Genomic DNA, 16,037 nt, shown 5'->3' on the forward strand with positions numbered 1-16,037 from the left:
CTCCTGAGCTGCTTCGACTGAGCTGGTTCAACTGGGCTGGCTGGCACTCCGCCCGGGCGAGTGCCAGTGTACCGCTACGCTCGTGGGCATGGAGATCTCACCTGACCAGCTGTCGCTGTCGCCGTGGCGCGAGGTGGCCGACCGCGTGTGGGTGGCGGTGGCCGAGCCCTGGTCGGTCAACATCGGCCTGGTCGTCGGCGACGCCGCCGTGATGGTCATCGACACCGGTTCGCTGCCCGAGCAGGGCGCGGTCATTGCGACCGCCGCAGCCGAGCAGGCCGGGCGACCGGTCACCCACGTGGTGGTGACGCACGCCCACACCGACCACGCCGATGGGCTGCCCGGCTTCGGCGATGTCGTCTCGATCGCCCACGAGAGCGTGCCGGCGGCGGTCACCCACCCGATCTCGATGGTCAAGGCCGTCGACCTGGGTGGCGGCTCGCGCGCCGAGATCATTCACCACGGACGAGGCCACACCCAGGGCGATCTGGTGGTGCACCTGCCCGAGCGCAATGTCGTCTTCACCGGCGACCTGCTCGAGGCCGGCGCCGACCCCCAGTTCGGCGACGACACCACCGTCGAGGCGTGGGCGGCCACCCTCGACGGCATGCTGGGAGCGACCAACGACCACACCCTGTTCGTGCCCGGCCATGGGGCCGTGCTCGACCGGCAGGCGGCCTTCGAGCAGCGGGCCAACGTGTCAACCATCTACGGCCAGGCCGAGCAGTTGGTGCAGCGCGGAGTGAAACTCGAGCAGGCGCTGGAGGCGCTCGACCACCCCGAGGTCGACGGTCGGCCGCATCCTGGCGCCTCGCAGTGGGCGTGGCCGTACTCCACCGCGACCATCAAGGTCGCGCTGCCGTTGGCCTACGCCGAGTTGGCGGCCAAGGGCGTGCAGCCGCGGACGAGCCTGCCGCTGTTGGGTCGCCTCTGAGCTGAGGGCCCGACGAAGCGGGGACGAAAATCCACGCGCGAAATGTCGGACCCCCCGCCTACGCTGATCGGTGCCATGAGCACCTCCCTGAGCCCCGCCCCGACCGTCCAGACGACCGCCCACCCCACCGCCACCCGCACCGTCGACTGGCGGCGCGTGCGCACGCCCGTGAACACCGTCGCGTTGGTCGTGCTCGCCATCGGGTCGCTGGCGATGGTGCTCGGCAACGTCTTCGCCGGCCAACTCGCGCAGCAGCCGACGTGGGACCTCGTCCGCTGGCTCGCCATCGCCATGGTCGGCGGATCGATCCTCGACATGTTCGGCCGCTACCTGTGGTTCGGTGAGATCGACCGCGTCGAGGGTGGGCTGCGGCGCGACCTGCTCGACGCCGCGCTCAACCAACCGCTCGCCCACCTCGGCGAACAGGCCGTCGGCGAGGTGCTCGACCGGGTCGACGACGACACCCGCGAGGTCGGCAACCTGATGCGCTGGCAGTCCTGGATGGTGCTCCGTGCACTGTTCGGCGCCGTGCCCATGTGGATCATCGCCGGGCTCACCTGGTGGCCCGCGTGGATCATGTTCCCGGCCTTCGCCGGGCTCACCTGGCTCGGCATGCGCTCGCTGCTCAAGCCCATCCAGGAACGCAAGATCGTCGAAGAGGCCGCGTGGACCGACCATGCCGCCGCCCTCGAGGAGGGCATCGCCGGCCGCGACGACCTGCGCACCAGCCTGGGTCAGTCGTTCGCCATTCGGCGTCTCGCCCAGTTGTCGGCCGACGTGCACCGCACGTTCAAGGCCGTGCTCGACCTGGAGAAGAAGATCCTGCTGCGGGGCATCATCCTGCTGAACGCCCTGCTGGCCGCGGTCGCGGTCACCGGCGTCGTCATGGCCACCGCCGGTCACACCTCGGTGGCCCAACTGGTCACCCTCTTCCTGATCACCAGCCAGTTCGTCGGGGTCGTCGGCTTCGTCGCCGAACAGATGCCCGACATCCAGGCCGGTCTCGGTGCCGTCGCCCGCCTGCGCCAGATGATGGCGCTCGAGCCCGAGCCGGTCGGCGGTCGGCAGATCACCTCCGACGAGGTCGACCTCGACTTCCGCCACCTGACGTTCGCCTACGAGGAGGGCACCTTCTCGCTGCGCGACATCACCCTGCACGTGCCCGCCGGGCAGACGCTCGCGCTGGTCGGGCGATCCGGTTCCGGCAAGTCGACGCTGGCCTCGCTGATCAGCCGCGCCGTCGAACCCCCCGCTGGCAGCGTGCTGCTCGGGGGCGTCGACGTGCTCGAGCTCGACCTGCAGAACCTGCGGCGCCAGGTCGGTGTGGTCACCCAACGCACCGAGATCCTGGCCGGCACCCTCGCCGACAACATCACGCTGTACGCCGACCTGCCCCGCACCCGCGTGGTCGAGGTGGTCGAGGAACTGGGCCTCACCGACTGGGTCGCCGGCCTCGACCAGGGCCTCGACACCCTGCTCGGCCCCGGCGGCACGACGTTGTCGGCGGGCGAGGAACAGATGGTCGCCTTTGCGCGCCTGCTGATCCGCGACGTGCACGTCGTCGTGCTGGACGAGGCGACTGCCCGCATGGACCCCCTCACCGAGGCGCGCGTCGTCGCGGCCTCCGACCGCCTGCTGCGGGGGCGCACGGGACTGCTGGTCGCCCACCGGCTGTCGACCATCGCGCGCGCCGATCTGGTGGCGGTGATGAGGGCGGGCGAGGTCGTCCAGTTCGGACCACAGGCTTCCCTCAGCCACACCGACGGGCCGTTCCGCGACCTGCTGCTCTCGGCGGGCAGCGCCGGCCTGGGCGTCGAGTCCGACGGCGGCTCCGACGACGGTGACCAGCCCGCGGAGGCCGTCGGCAGCGCCCGACGTCGCCGCGAGGTGCCGCAGCGAACCGAGACCAGCGACGGGCCGTCCCTGACCCGGGGCATCTGGAACGCCCTCAAGGTACGGCCCGACTGGGGCCTGCTGTCAGTCGGGCTGTTCCTCGGGGTCTCGCTCACCGGATCCGCCGGGGCCCTGACCGGCTTCGCGTGGGGTCACGCCGTCGAGCAGGTGGCCGCCGGCGAGCAGCCGTGGTGGTGGCTGGCGGCGCTGGTGGTGATGGTGTTCGCCGGCCCGGTGATGCTGTCGGAGGCCATCGCCCGCTACCCGCGGTGGTGGATCGAGGTGCTGCTGCGGGTGCGCCTGTCGGTGCTGGTCGGCCAGACCGCCCAGCACCGTCTCGAGAAGGTGCCCGCGGGCGAGGTGGTCGCCCGTGCCATGGACGCCGACCGCTACGCCCGCTATGCCGACCGGTGGGTCGACTTCGTCAACGGCCTGCTGGTGGTGGCGGTCACGGCGATCGCCGCCGCCAACCCGCTGGCGGGCGCCGTGCTGCTGGCCGTCGTGGTGGCCGCCACCATCGCCTCGGCCATCGGTCGTCCGATCGCGGGGCGCACGGCCACGAAGGCCTCGGCCATGCGCGCCACCTTCGGACGAGCCCTGGTCTCGGCCTTGGAGTCGGCGCGGACGGTCAAACTGGCGGGACGCACCCCCGAGGTCCACCGCCACCTGCTCGACGTCGACGCGGGCCGTGTCGACGCCGCCGTGCGTGAACACCACGTGCAGGCGGTGCTCGACTCGGTTCCCGTGATCATGATCAAGGTGGGCATCGTGGCGGTCTGGGCCGCCGTGGTGGGCGGCTGGTGGGGGCTGGCGACGGCGCTGCTGGTCGTCAACGCCCTCAACGGCTTCGAATGGTTCGGACGAGTTGCCGGTGCCGTCGTCACCGAGGCGCCCGGCACCCGCTCCTGGCAGCAGGCGACGCAGCGCATGGCCGGCGGCGTCGATCTCGTCGACCTGCCCGCCGGCGTCAATCTCGAGACCGGCGAGGCCCCGGCGGCCCCGACGGTGCGGCAGATCCCGCTCGAGAGCCTCACGGTGCGCGACGTCACCGCCATCCACGAGGACGGCACCGTCGGCGTCGAGAACGTCTCGTTGACGGTCAACCGAGGCGAACTGGTGCTGCTGCTCGGCCAGGTCGGTTCCGGCAAGTCGAGTCTGCTGCGCACCCTGGCGGGACTGATCGACTACTCCGGCGATGTCTTGTGGAACGGCGAAGTGGTCTCTGATGCCGAACTGTTCATGCGCCCCGGCCAGGTGGCCTACGTCGCCCAGGTTCCCCGGGTGATGTCGGGCACCTTCGCCGACAACGTGCAGTTGGGGTTCACCCGCGCGTTCGACGCTCCCGTCTCCGACGCCCGACTGACTCCCGACGTGGAGGACGCCGGTGGCGCCTTCGCCATGGTCGGTCACCGCGGTGTGCGGCTGTCCGGCGGACAGGTGCAGCGCCTCGCGCTGGCCCGGGCCCTGGCCGCCAACGCGGAACTGCTGCTGGCCGACGACGTCTCGTCCGCCCTCGACGCCAAGACCGAGATCGAACTGTGGCAGGCCCTGCGGCAACGCTCGGCCACCGTGGTGGGGGCGACCTCGAAGCGGGCGGCGTTGGCGCGAGCCGACCGGGTCGTCGTGATGGTCGACGGTGAGGTGGCTGCCGTCGGGCACTGGGACGACCTGTCGCTGCAGTGGGGCCATCTCGCCGGCTGACCCCGGCCTGAACCGCCGGCGCGATTGACTGGGCATCATGACCCAAGCCCCCCATCCCGTCCGCCCCACAGTGGGGCGCGGCTGGGCCCTACTGGCAGTCCTCGTCCTCGTCGGCTGGGGGTACCTGGCCAGTTGCCTCGGGGTGGTCGCCAACGAGCTGGTGCAGCGCCGCAGCGAACTCAACCCCGTGCTGCTGGTGGCCCAATGGTTCCAACAGATGGTGTTCGCGACGATCCTGCTGGCAGTGGCCGCGACGTCCCTGCGTCGGCTGGGACTCACGGTCGTGGCCCTGCTGGCCGGGCTGGTGGAGCTGGGCGCCCTCGGCGGCTTCCTGGCACTGCATGTCGCCGACGTGTCCGTGAGTGCGGGCGTGCTACGGCCGGATCAGCTCGCGGAGAACCTCGTCGTGGTCGGGCTGGCCGTGGTGGGGGTGGTGGTCTCACTCGCGGGACGTACCCGGGTGTGGCCGCCCACGGCCACCGTCGGCGTGCTGCTGGCCGGGCTGGCCATGGTGCTGGTGCACTTCCACGACCAGCTCCTGGTCCTGATCGGCTGGTCGCGCGAGGCGCCGCCGGTCACGGGACCGTTGTTGTCGGCCATGGTGCCGCTCGCGATCGTCCTGATCGGGGTGGCAGTGAGCCTGCGGCGCTGGCCGGTGGCCGCGGCGGCGCTGATCACCCTCGTGGTGCCACTGGTGCCGGCCATCGGCGACAGCCTGGGCAGGTTCCCCACTGTGGCACCCGTGTGGTTGGTCTTCCGGGCGCTCGTGCTCGTCAAGGTCGTGGCGCTGCTGGCCGCGGCTGCCGCCTGTGTGGGGCTCGCCGTGGCGCTGAGGGGTCAGCGCGCCGGGCGCTCGTCCAGCAGCTGACGCCACCGACGGCGCACCGTCTCGGTCACCTCGGACGAGGACCCCGCCACCAGCCCCTTCTGCGTGAGCGACAACTGGTACTCACCGCCCTCGAGCAGCGCCACACTGCCGCCCAACTCGCGGATCAGCAGGGCGCCGGGCAGATGGTCCCAGGGGTTGAGGTTCCAGTAGCAGACGAAGTCGACCTCGCCGAGCGCGAGCATCGGATAGTCGATGGCGCAGCACAGGGCCGTCTCGGTGACCGGCTGCCAGTCGTCCGCGATGGTGACGTCGTGCAGTTCGCGGCGTGACGACATGCCGCGTGGGGCAGAACTGGCCACGAGCGCGGGCAGCGCCGATCCGTTGAGGGTGGCCCCTGCACCCCTCTCGGCCACGAAGTCCCGGCCGTGCTCGGGCTGGACGATCCACGACCTGGTCGTGACCCCGCGACGCAGCTCGGCCACCATCACCCCGTAGTCGGGGCTGCCCGACGCAAAGTTCCTGGTGCCGTCGACCGGGTCGACGGTGTAGGCCAGCTCGGCGGCGGCCAGGCCCTCGGGCAGCGACGGGTTGGAGAAGACGGCCTCCTCCCCCACCACCAGTGCATCGGGGGCGACCATCGCGAACCACTCGGTGAGCACCTCCTCCGACTCGCGGTCGGCGACGGTGACCAGATCACCCGGCCGCTTCTCGTCGATCTCGCCGGCATCGAGGTTGCGCCAGCGCGGATGGATGACCTCCTCGACGACCAGGTGGATCTGCTCGAGCACGGCTTGGGTGGCGGGTGCCTTCACGGTGGTCATCGGTGCCTCTCTTTCGGGTGGTCAGGCGTCGAGGGTGTCGAGGTGGTCTGCGGTGACGAAGTCGATCAACTTCTCGACCTCGGTGTTCAATCGGCCGTCCAGGTCGCGGAACGAGGTCACCTTCGCCAGCATTGCCTGCCACGCGCGGGCCACGTCGGCCTGTTCGGCATGTGGCAGGCCGAGGCGCTTGAGCGTGCCCTTCTTCCAGTCCTCGTCCTTGGGCACGGCCGGCCACGCCTTGAAGCCGAGGGCGGCGGGCTTGATGGCCTGCCAGATGTCGATGTAGCTGTGCCCGGTGATCATCAGGTGATCCCCGTAGCCCGACCGATGACATTCGGCCGCGATCCGGGACTCCTTCGAGCCGGGCACCAGGTGATCGACAAGCACCCCGAGACGGCGCCCGGGTTCGGGACGGAACTCGCCGATGATGCCGGGCAGGTCGTCGATGCCCCCGAGGTACTCCACGACCACGCCGACGTGGCGCAGGTCGTCGCCCCAGACCTTCTCGACCAGTTCGGCGTCGTGGCGGCCCTCGACGTAGATGCGGCTGGGCAGGGCCACCTTCGCGGTGGTGGTGGTCGCCCGAGAACCCGAGGCGGTGTGGGTGGGTCGGGCACTGCCGGCGCGGGGAGGAATGCGGACCGCGACCGGCAGGCCGTCGACCCAGAAGGTGCCACCGACGGGGAAGGCGCGGCGCTTGCCCTTGCGGTCCTCGAGCAGCACCAGCCCGTTCTCCCAGCCGACGACGGCACCGGTGAAGTCACCTGGCACCTCGAGCACGAGGTCGCGCTCGAGGGCGAGTTCGCGGGGCTTGGGCTTCTCACGCGGCGCGGCCAGCACGTCGCGTCCGTAACGATCGGCGAAGGGCGAGGTGGGGGAAGTCACGGAAGTCGAGCCTACCCATCCCGAACGCCCCACTTCCGCACGGCGGGCGGTCCGTCAGTCGAGCAGGTCGCGAATGACTGCGTCGGCCAGCAGGCGTCCCTCGAGCGTGAGCACCAGCCGCTCTCCCCCGTCGGGCCCTTCGGTGACGAACGCCAACCCACGATCCACCGGGTCGCTCACCCGCTCCCGCTCGGCAGGCGTCAGCACCGACAGCGGCAGACCGTCGGCAATCCGCAACTCCAGCATCACCCGCTCGACCCGGCGCTGTTCCGCCGTGAGCAGTTCTCGTCCGGCGCCCGGGGATCGGCCCTCGTCCAGTGCCTTCGCATACGTGCGCGGGTGCTTGACGTTCCACCAACGCACGCCACCGACATGGGAGTGCGCGCCGGGGCCGACGCCCCACCAGTGGTCGCCGCGCCAGTAGGCAAGGTTGTGCTCACTGCGGTGCGCTCGCCCCGACCCGTCGCCGGAAGGACGCGCCCAGTTCGAGACCTCGTAATTGACGAAGCCCGCGCGGGTGAGCAGGTCTTCGGTGAGCAGGTACTTGTCGGCCAGGTCGTCCTCGTCGGGCAGCGGGATGTTCCCGCGCTCGACCTGCCGCGCGAACCGGGTACCGGGTTCGACGATCAGCGAGTAGGCGCTGAGGTGGTCGACGTCGGCACTCAGGGCCGACTCGACGGAGGCCCGCCAGTCGTCCAGCGACTCCCCCGGCGTGCCCATGATCAGGTCGAGCGAGACGTCGTCGAACCCGGCGGCGCGGGCGTCCGCGACCACCTCGAGCGCGCGCCCCGGGGTGTGGGCCCGCTCGAGCAGCTGCAGGACGTGCGGACGAGCCGATTGCATCCCCAGGCTGAGCCGGTTCACCCCGGCCTCGAGCATGCCGGCGAGCAGCTCGGGCGTGGTCGACTCCGGGTTGGCCTCGGTGGTCACCTCGCAGGTCTCGGCGAACCCGAACGCCTCGCGCAGGTGGTCCAGCAGCGAGCGGTACTGGTCGGAGGACAGCAGCGACGGGGTGCCGCCGCCGATGAACACCGACTTCAGGGGCGGGCGGTCGTCCGGGAGCACGCGTGCCGCGAGGTCGATCTCGCGGTGAGCCGCAGTCAGGTAGTCGGCGATCGAGAGCCCCCCGAGCTCGGCGGGGGTGTAGGTGTTGAAGTCGCAGTAGCCGCACCGCGACGAGCAGAACGGCACGTGCAGGTAGACCGACAATCCGTGCTCCCCTGAACCGGAGTCGGCTGCGCCCAGCTCTGCCAGCGCCTCGGCGGGGAGCGTTCCGTCGTCGGGGACGGGCTCACCGTCGGGCAGCGCAGAGGGCATGGTGACCACTGTAGGGCGCGCGCTCGCGGGGACATCGGTCTCGATGTGGTCACGGTAGGGTCGAGGGACTTGCCCCGGGGGGGGGTGGAGGTGACCATGAGTCATGGCGAAGCACCGATCAGCCCACGCACTGCTGCAGGGAACCCTGCCTGCTGGTGCCCTGACTGTTGCCGTCGCCGGTCTGGTGCAGCTGGCGGGGTGCAGCTCGGGTGCAGCCACGCCGACTCCACACGAGTCCCTGCCGCCGACCACGATCTCAGCGGCGCCCTCGCCTGCACCGGCCCCCACGGTGTCGCTCGATGCCCAGACACTGGCCGCCGCCCAGCGCGGCTGCCTCGCGGCCGCACCTACCGCCCGCGAGCTTCGTCCCGACGACCATGCCGCGCTGGTCGGCAGGCAGGTCGACTTCTGCCTGATGGACGAGGGCCACGCCAGCATCGGGACGATCCCGGTGTCCCGGGTGACGGCCTGGCCCGATTCTGACGAGGCCAAACAAGCCATTCGCACCCTGTCGCCCTCCGAACCCGTCCCGCAGGACGGCTCACGGGTGAGCACCAGGAGCTACACCATCCTGGTCGTTGACGGCATCGGCTACCGAGCCAGGGTGCTGGAATTCAGCTCCTGACCCCCACCACGAGCCGACCTGGGGGTCTCGAGCAGGTCACGAATCGGCTCACCCTCGGCGAACACCGACGCAACTGTCACAGGGGAGTTCTAGTGTGTCCATCATGAACCTGTCTCGTCGCTCCATCCTCGGCGCCACTGGCGGAATCGCCGCCCTGGCCACCCTCGCCGCCTGCGGAAGCAACTCCGGCGGCATCGGCACCTCGTCCGCCCCCTCCTCGGCCGACACCGGCGGCGTCTCGGCGTCGACATCGGCCTCGGCCGGTGGGCCCAAGCCCACGCTGCAGCAGTGGTACCACGAGTACGGCGAGGCCGGCGTGAAGGAGGCCGTCGAGAAGTACGCGGCCGCCTACCCCGACGCCGACGTGAAGGTGACCTGGAACGTGGGTGACTACAACAAGAAGCTGTCGGCCACACTGCTCACCAACGACGTGCCCGATGTCTTCGAGGCCGAGCAGGGCGGCTCGCTCGACATGATCCAGGGCAAGCAGATCGTGGGCCTCAACGACATCTTCGACTCGGTGAAGGACCAGTTCAGCCCCAAGGTGGTCGAGCGGTTCACCTTCGACGGCACGATCTACGGCATTCCGCAGGTCATCGACATGCAGCTGCTCTACTACCGCAAGTCGGTGCTCGAGAAGGCCGGCAAGCAGCCCCCGAAGACCCTGGCCGAACTGATCGACGTCGCCAACGCCGTCGCGACGGCCGACATGGGCGGGTTCTTCGCCGGCAACGACGGTGGTCTGGGCGTGCTCGGCACCATCTTCATCTGGGCGTCTGGCAACGAGCAGCTCAACACCGACCGCACCGAGGCCACCTTCTTCAACCCCAACTTCTACGACGGGCTCAAGGCCTACGCCGACTTCTACAAGAACGGCAAGGGGCTGCTCAAGGCCGCCTCGAAGGAGTGGTACGACGGCACCCCCTTCGCACAGGGCGAGACCGCTATGCAGTGGGGCGGGCTCTGGTCGATGCCCGACATCCAGAAGGCGTTGGGTGACGACTTCGGCGTGCTGGCCTTCCCCGCGATCGGCACCGCGGGTCGTCCGGCAGTGCCGTTCGGCGCCTTCGGTGCCTGCGTTGCTGCCAAGGGCAAGAACATCGAGGCGGCCAAGGCCTTCGTCAAGTGGCTGTGGATCGACAATGACGACGACCAGGTCGATTTCGCCAACTCCTACGGCACCCACATTCCCGCCAAGCTCTCGCTGGTCGCCAAGGCCGACAAGCTCGCCTCCGGCCCCGGCGCCGATGCGGCCAAGTTCGTCGCCGACAACGGGTTCACCAACGACATCATGTGGTCGGGTGCTCTCGGCGAGGCCTACGGTGCCGCCGTGTCGAACGTGATCACCAAGGGCGCCGACCCCGCCAAGGAGTTCGAGTCGGTGGCCCAGAAGGCCAAGGACGAGCTCAAGCGCCTCAAGGGCTGATGAGTCAGCCCACCGGCGACTCCGCCGCCCGCGACGGGGCGGGGCTGCTGCCGAACGGGCAGCGGCCTCGTCCCGCCTCGACGTGGGCGCGGATCGCCGGCCGGCAGGGGCGCAACCTGTGGTTCTTGGCGTTCGCGCTTCCCTTCGTGGTCGGCCTGCTGGTGTTCGTCTACGTGCCGATCGGCTGGTCGGCCTACCTGTCGTTCTTCGACGCACGCGCGACGGTGAAGCCCACCAAGTTCGTGGGCCTCGACAACTATCGATACCTGCTCGGCGACCCGATGTTCCGCTCGTCGATCGTCACCTTCGTGGTGTTCGCGGCCTTCATCGTGCCCGTGACCTACGTCTGCTCGCTGGGCCTCGCACTGCTGCTCGACGGGGTCAAGGTCGGACGAGCGTTCTTCCGCTCGGTGTTCTTCATTCCGACGGCGGTCTCGTACGTGGTGGCGGCCATGGTGTGGCGGCTCAGCTTCTTCAACGGGGCCCGCTTCGGCCTGGCCAACTCCCTGCTGCGGCAGTTCGGGGGCGAGAACAAGGCGTGGCTGCTGGGTGGCGACAACTCCTGGTACTGGATGGTCGTGATCACGCTGCGGCTGTGGCTGCAGGTCGGCTTCTACATGATTCTGCTGATCGCCGGGCTCAACCGGATTCCCCTCGACACCTACGAGGCGGCGGCGATCGACGGGGCCACCGGCTGGCGCAAGTTGCGCTGGATCACCCTTCCCCAGCTGCGGACGACCACGGTGGCGGTGATGATGCTGCTGCTGATCAGCGCCTTCCAGGCCTTCGACGAGTTCTTCAACCTGTTCGGGGCGATCGGCTCGTATCCGACGTTCGCCCGGCCGCCGCTGGTGCACCTGTACCTGCTCAGCCTGGGCGGGTCACAGGTCGACCTCGGTCTGGGCGGCGCGGGCACGATGATCGTCACGGCCCTGATCGTGGCCTTCGGGCTGGCCCAGAACTGGCTGCTGAACCGGGGTGAGAAATGAGCATGGTGGCCTCGAAGGGCTCCCGGGCGGCGTCGGCCGTGCGGTACGTGGTGCTGGTCGTGCTGGCCGTGTTGTTCCTGCTGCCGTTCTACGTGATCGTGCGCAACGCCTTCTCTGACAACTCCACGATCGTTGCCGCCCGCTGGCAGTGGATCCCGAAGGCGTGGGACTTCGGCGTGCTGCAGCGCATGCTCACCGACGAGCAACTCGACATTCTCGGGGCGCTGTGGCACTCGGCCCTGCAGTCGGTCGGCCAGACGGTGCTGACCATCGTGGTGGCGCTGCTGGCCGGGTACGCACTGGCCCGGCTCGACAACCGTCTCGGCAAGGTGTTGACGGGCATCACCCTGTTCACGCTGATGGTGCCGGCCGCGGTCACCTTCCTGCCCACGTTCGTGATGACCGCCCAGTTCGGCTGGATCGACACCCTGCGAGGACTCATCATTCCGGTGATGTTCTCGGCCTTCGCCGTCTACCTGTTCCGGCAGAACTTCCTCACCTTCCCGGTCGAACTCGAAGAGGCGGCAGCCATCGACGGCGCCAACCCGTGGTCGACGTTCTGGCGGGTGGTGGTGCCCAACTCGATGGGCATCGTCGGCGCAGTGGGCACGATCACCTTCATCGGGGCCTGGAATGCGTTCCTGTGGCCACTGCTCATCGCCCGCGACAACACCCGGACGATCCAGCTCACCCTGAGTCAGTTCATGACCTCGCAGGGCGTGAAGTATCCCGAACTGTTCGCCGGCGCGCTGGTGGCCGTGGTGCCGGTGGTGATCGTCTTCCTGTTCCTGCAGCGGTGGCTGGTCGAGGGAGTCGAGACCTCGGGCATCAAGTGATCACGTAGGCCAGAGGAACCCGCCCGCTCAGCCCTGCTTCTTGTCCTTCTCCTTGGAGCCCTCGCCGGTCTGCAGCGCGGCCACGAAGGCCTCCTGGGGCACCTCGACGCGTCCGACCATCTTCATGCGCTTCTTGCCCTCCTTCTGCTTCTCCAGGAGCTTGCGCTTGCGGCTGATGTCACCGCCGTAGCACTTGGCGAGCACGTCCTTGCGCATGGCGCGAATGGTCTCGCGGGCGATCACCCGGGCGCCGATCGCGGCCTGGATCGGCACCTCGAACTGCTGGCGGGGAATCAGGTCCTTGAGCTTGGCCGCCATCGCCACGCCGTAGGCGTAGGCCTTGTCCTTGTGCACGATCGCCGAGAAGGCGTCCACCGGGTCTCCGTGCAGCAGGATGTCGACCTTCACCAAGTCGCTGGCGGCCTCGCCGTCGGGTTCGTAGTCGAGGGAGGCATAGCCCTTCGTCCGCGACTTCAGGGCGTCGAAGAAGTCGAACACGATCTCGCCCAGCGGCAGCCGGTAGCGGATCTCGACGCGGTCCTCCGACAGGTAGTCCAGCCCGAGCTGGATGCCGCGGCGGGTCTGGCACAGTTCGAGAATGGTGCCGATGTACTCCGCCGGCGCCAGCAGCGTCGCCTTGATCATCGGCTCGTACACCTCGGCAATCTTGCCCTCGGGGTACTCCGACGGGTTGGTGACCGTGTGCTCGGTGCCGTCCTCCATCGCCACCCGGTAGACCACGTTGGGGGCGGTCGAGATCAGGTCGAGGTTGAACTCGCGTTCGAGGCGTTCGCGGACGATCTCCATGTGCAGCAGCCCGAGGAAGCCCACGCGGAAACCGAAGCCCAGTGCGCCCGAGGTCTCGGGCTCGTAGGTGAGGGCGGCATCGTTGAGCTGCAGCTTGTCGAGCGCCTCGCGCAGTTCGGGGAAGTCGTCCCCGTCGATCGGGTAGAGACCGGCGAAGACCATCGGGTTGGGGTGCTTGTAACCGCCCAGGTCCTGGGTGGCGGGCCGCGACGTGAGGGTGACGGTGTCACCGACGCGCGACTGACGCACGTCCTTCACCCCGGTGATCAGGTAGCCGACCTCGCCGACGCCCAGCGCACCGGCCTTGATCGGTTCGGGCGAGATCACGCCCACCTCGAGCACCTCGTGGGTGGCCTTCGTCGACATCATCAGAATGCGCTCGCGGTGCGACAGCTCACCGTCGACCACCCGCACGTAGGTCACCACGCCGCGGTAGGTGTCGTAGACGGAGTCGAAGATCAGCGCCCTGGCCGGCGCCTTCGGGTCGCCCACGGGGGCGGGAATCTGGCGGACGATCTCGTCGAGCAGGTCGGTGACACCGACGCCGGTCTTCGCCGACACGCGCAGCACGTCGGAGGGGTCGCAGCCGATGATGCCGGCCAGTTCGGCGGCGAACTTGTCGGGGTTCGCGCTGGGCAGGTCGATCTTGTTGAGCACCGGAATGATGTGCAGATCGGCCTCCATGGCCAGGTACAGGTTGGCCAACGTCTGGGCCTCGATGCCCTGGGCGGCGTCGACCAGCAGGATCGCACCCTCGCACGCCGCCAGCGAGCGCGACACCTCGTAGGTGAAGTCGACGTGACCGGGGGTGTCGATCATGTTCAGCACGTGGGTGGTGCCGTCGAGATCCCAGGGCATGCGCACGGCCTGCGACTTGATGGTGATGCCACGTTCCCGCTCGATGTCCATGCGGTCGAGGTACTGGGCCCGCATGGCGCGCGGGTCGACGACCTCGGTGGCCTGCAGCATGCGGTCGGCCAGCGTCGACTTGCCGTGGTCGATGTGCGCGATGATGCAGAAGTTGCGGATCACGTCCGACGGCGTGGCGCCGGGTGCAGGTGCGTGGGTCGAAACGGGCATGCAGCAGATCCAGTCAGGGTCGGGTGTGAGCGGCTCCCCAGTCTCTCACGCGCGCACGTGGGACGCACCTTCGCTGGTGCCTGCCCATCCCATCCCCCGGCCCCCAGGCCCGCCATCCCCACCCCCGGCCCGCCTTCCCCGACTTGGCTTCAGTTCGTGCACATGGCTTCGGTTCAGGACGGAAGCCATGTTCATGAACTGAAGCCAAGGGGAGATGGGTGGACGAACCGGCGAGTGGGTGGACGAACCGGCGAGTGGGTGGACGAACCGGCGAGCTGGCGGACGAACTGCGGGTTGGGGCGGACGAACCCGGAGGCCGCGGCGCAGCAACCGCCAGCAGCCGCCCCGATTTGGGCGGCGGGTGCCGGGCTGGTAACTTTGTTGTTCGCGCGTGCGCCGCGTTGACCACCCTCGGGTGACGATGACGGTGCCGCACCACCCAGACCCTGGATTTCGAGAAAGTTGGAGCCTGCCCGATGGCAAACATCAAGTCGCAGATGAAGCGCATCAAGACCAACGAGAAGGCGCGTCAGCGCAACAAGGCCGTCAAGTCGGCTCTGAAGACCCACGTGCGTCGCTTCCGCGAGGCCGTCGAGGCCGGCGACAACGACAAGGCTCTCGACTTCGCGAAGGCCGCCAACAAGGCCCTCGACAAGGCCGCCAGCAAGGGCGTCATCCACGCCAACCAGGCCGCCAACCGCAAGTCGTCGATCTCGAAGGCTGCCGCCAAGCTCTCCTGAGCTCCCCCGAGCAGGCCGCGCACCCTTCGGGGCAGCTGACGGTCGCTCACCAGCTGTGATGCAGCGCCCCCGATCCTTCTGGGTGATCGGGGGCGCTGTGTTGTCCCCTCCCCCCCATTTCGACAGCCTGATTGCGTCGACAGCCAGATCGTCGACAGCCTGACGTGCGACAGCCTCAGCGCGCCGCGCGGGCCCGATCCAGGGCCAGCAGCATCTGCTCGAGGGCGAAGTCCGGATCGGCCGCCACTCCCTTGACGGCACCGTCGGCCACGGCCACCGCCACCACACCGTCGGCGACCGCCCGCGGGCTCCAGGCCCGTGACAGTCGGGCGAGGTCCTTCACCTTCCACGGCGGCACCCCGATCTGGCGGGCCAGCTCACCATCGTTCAGTCGGGACGACCGCAGGTCGTGGTACTTCCCCAGCCCGCGCAGCGAGTTCGCCACCGCGCTGGTCACGAGCACCGGCGCCACCCCCGTCGCCAAGGCCCAGCGCAACTTCTCCAGTGCATCACCGGTGCGGCCCGCCATCACGTCATCGGCCACGGCGAAGCTGGTGACCTCGGCTCGTCCGCCGAAGTAGGTCTGGATCGACTCGACGGTCAGCGGCTGGTCGCCGAGATCGTCCCCCAGCTGGGTGACGGCCGCGGCCAGCGCCCGCGGGTCGGCGCCGATCGCGTCGACCAACGCCTGGGCCGCTCCGCCACCGAGGCGCACCTTGGCCCGCCTCGCCTCGGACTCGACGAACTTGCCCAGCTCCCACGCCTTGATGGTGGGCGCCTCGAGGGTCTCGACCTTGGCCTTCTTGAGCTTGTCGAGCAGGGCCTTGCCCTTCACACCACCCGGATGCGTCATCACCAGACTCAGTTCGTCCGGCGGGTTCGCGGCGGTGGCGGCGACGAGGTCGAACAGCGACTGGTCGAGGCCCGAGATGTCGTTCAGCACCACGATCGAGGCCGTGGAGAACAGCGATCCCCCGGTCAGTTCGGCGAACGTGCCGGCGTCGACGGCGGCGGCCTCGACCCGGTGCAGGTCGGCCTGCGGTGCCTGCTGCTGGGCGGCCTTCACGCGCGCGGCAACGTGCCGCTCCGCCAGCAGCGACTCGGGCCCCGCGACCAGCAGGGCTCGTCCCATGGCAGCCTGTGCGGCACTCATG

13 protein-coding genes are annotated in these 16,037 nt (G+C 69.3%); 8 read left to right on the forward strand and 5 right to left on the reverse strand.

Features of this window, described 5'->3' with window-relative positions; all coding sequences use genetic code 11:
* Positions 1 to 88: 88 nt before the first annotated feature.
* From ACSDQ9_RS03505 to ACSDQ9_RS03515, 3 genes are all read left to right on the forward strand, one after another.
* Positions 89 to 934, forward strand: a complete 846-nt coding sequence (locus ACSDQ9_RS03505; RefSeq protein ID WP_435143613.1) for an MBL fold metallo-hydrolase — start codon at positions 89 to 91, stop codon at positions 932 to 934.
* Between the two features lie 75 nt (positions 935 to 1,009).
* Positions 1,010 to 4,528, forward strand: a complete 3,519-nt coding sequence (locus ACSDQ9_RS03510) for an ATP-binding cassette domain-containing protein (RefSeq protein WP_435143616.1) — start codon at positions 1,010 to 1,012, stop codon at positions 4,526 to 4,528.
* A 37-nt stretch (positions 4,529 to 4,565) separates the two neighbouring features.
* Entirely contained in the window at positions 4,566 to 5,396 is an 831-nt protein-coding gene (locus ACSDQ9_RS03515) for a hypothetical protein (RefSeq protein ID WP_435143619.1), read from the forward strand.
* Here the strand turns inward: ACSDQ9_RS03515 and ACSDQ9_RS03520 are convergent.
* Genes ACSDQ9_RS03520 through hemW form a run of 3 tightly spaced genes read right to left on the reverse strand, consistent with a single transcriptional unit; the run spans position 5,366 to position 8,380 of the window.
* Positions 5,366 to 6,178: an inositol monophosphatase family protein gene (locus tag ACSDQ9_RS03520; protein WP_435143622.1), complete on the reverse strand. Its 813-nt coding sequence runs from the start codon at positions 6,176 to 6,178 to the stop codon at positions 5,366 to 5,368. The two genes, ACSDQ9_RS03515 and ACSDQ9_RS03520, sit on opposite strands and share 31 nt — an antisense overlap.
* A gap of 21 nt (positions 6,179 to 6,199) precedes the next feature.
* On the reverse strand, positions 6,200 to 7,063 hold the full coding sequence (locus ACSDQ9_RS03525; RefSeq protein WP_435143624.1) for a DUF3097 family protein: 864 nt from the start codon (positions 7,061 to 7,063) through the stop codon (positions 6,200 to 6,202).
* A 54-nt stretch (positions 7,064 to 7,117) separates the two neighbouring features.
* On the reverse strand, positions 7,118 to 8,380 hold the full coding sequence (hemW, locus tag ACSDQ9_RS03530) for a radical SAM family heme chaperone HemW (protein WP_435143626.1): 1,263 nt from the start codon (positions 8,378 to 8,380) through the stop codon (positions 7,118 to 7,120).
* Between the two features lie 103 nt (positions 8,381 to 8,483).
* Here hemW and ACSDQ9_RS03535 point away from each other — a divergent pair, with 103 nt between their 5' ends.
* The 4 genes from ACSDQ9_RS03535 (at position 8,484) to ACSDQ9_RS03550 (ending at position 12,256) form a co-directional block, all read left to right on the forward strand.
* Positions 8,484 to 9,005, forward strand: coding sequence for a hypothetical protein (locus tag ACSDQ9_RS03535; RefSeq protein WP_435143629.1), 522 nt, complete (start codon positions 8,484 to 8,486; stop codon positions 9,003 to 9,005).
* Between the two features lie 103 nt (positions 9,006 to 9,108).
* Complete coding sequence (locus ACSDQ9_RS03540) at positions 9,109 to 10,431, forward strand: ABC transporter substrate-binding protein (protein WP_435143632.1); 1,323 nt, start codon at positions 9,109 to 9,111, stop codon at positions 10,429 to 10,431.
* Entirely contained in the window at positions 10,431 to 11,420 is a 990-nt protein-coding gene (locus ACSDQ9_RS03545) for a carbohydrate ABC transporter permease (protein WP_435143635.1), read from the forward strand. The genes ACSDQ9_RS03540 and ACSDQ9_RS03545 overlap by 1 nt, the downstream gene beginning before the upstream one ends.
* Positions 11,421 to 11,422: 2 nt before the next feature.
* Entirely contained in the window at positions 11,423 to 12,256 is an 834-nt protein-coding gene (locus tag ACSDQ9_RS03550; RefSeq protein WP_435143638.1) for a carbohydrate ABC transporter permease, read from the forward strand.
* Positions 12,257 to 12,283: 27 nt separating this feature from the next.
* On the opposite strand, the gene lepA is transcribed toward ACSDQ9_RS03550, so the two are convergent.
* Positions 12,284 to 14,143, reverse strand: coding sequence for a translation elongation factor 4 (lepA, locus tag ACSDQ9_RS03555; RefSeq protein ID WP_435143641.1), 1,860 nt, complete (start codon positions 14,141 to 14,143; stop codon positions 12,284 to 12,286).
* Between the two features lie 476 nt (positions 14,144 to 14,619).
* Between lepA and rpsT the strand changes: the two genes are divergently transcribed.
* Positions 14,620 to 14,883, forward strand: a complete 264-nt coding sequence (rpsT, locus tag ACSDQ9_RS03560; protein ID WP_435143644.1) for a 30S ribosomal protein S20 — start codon at positions 14,620 to 14,622, stop codon at positions 14,881 to 14,883.
* A gap of 175 nt (positions 14,884 to 15,058) precedes the next feature.
* Here rpsT and holA read toward each other — a convergent pair whose 3' ends face one another.
* Positions 15,059 to 16,036 (reverse strand): DNA polymerase III subunit delta, encoded by a 978-nt coding sequence (gene holA / locus ACSDQ9_RS03565; RefSeq protein WP_435143647.1) that lies wholly within the window; start codon positions 16,034 to 16,036, stop codon positions 15,059 to 15,061.
* Position 16,037: the final 1 nt, after the last annotated feature.

This window comes from Aestuariimicrobium soli, assembly GCF_051192575.1.
In the GTDB taxonomy this organism is placed as follows: Bacteria; Actinomycetota; Actinomycetes; order Propionibacteriales; family Propionibacteriaceae; genus Aestuariimicrobium; species Aestuariimicrobium soli.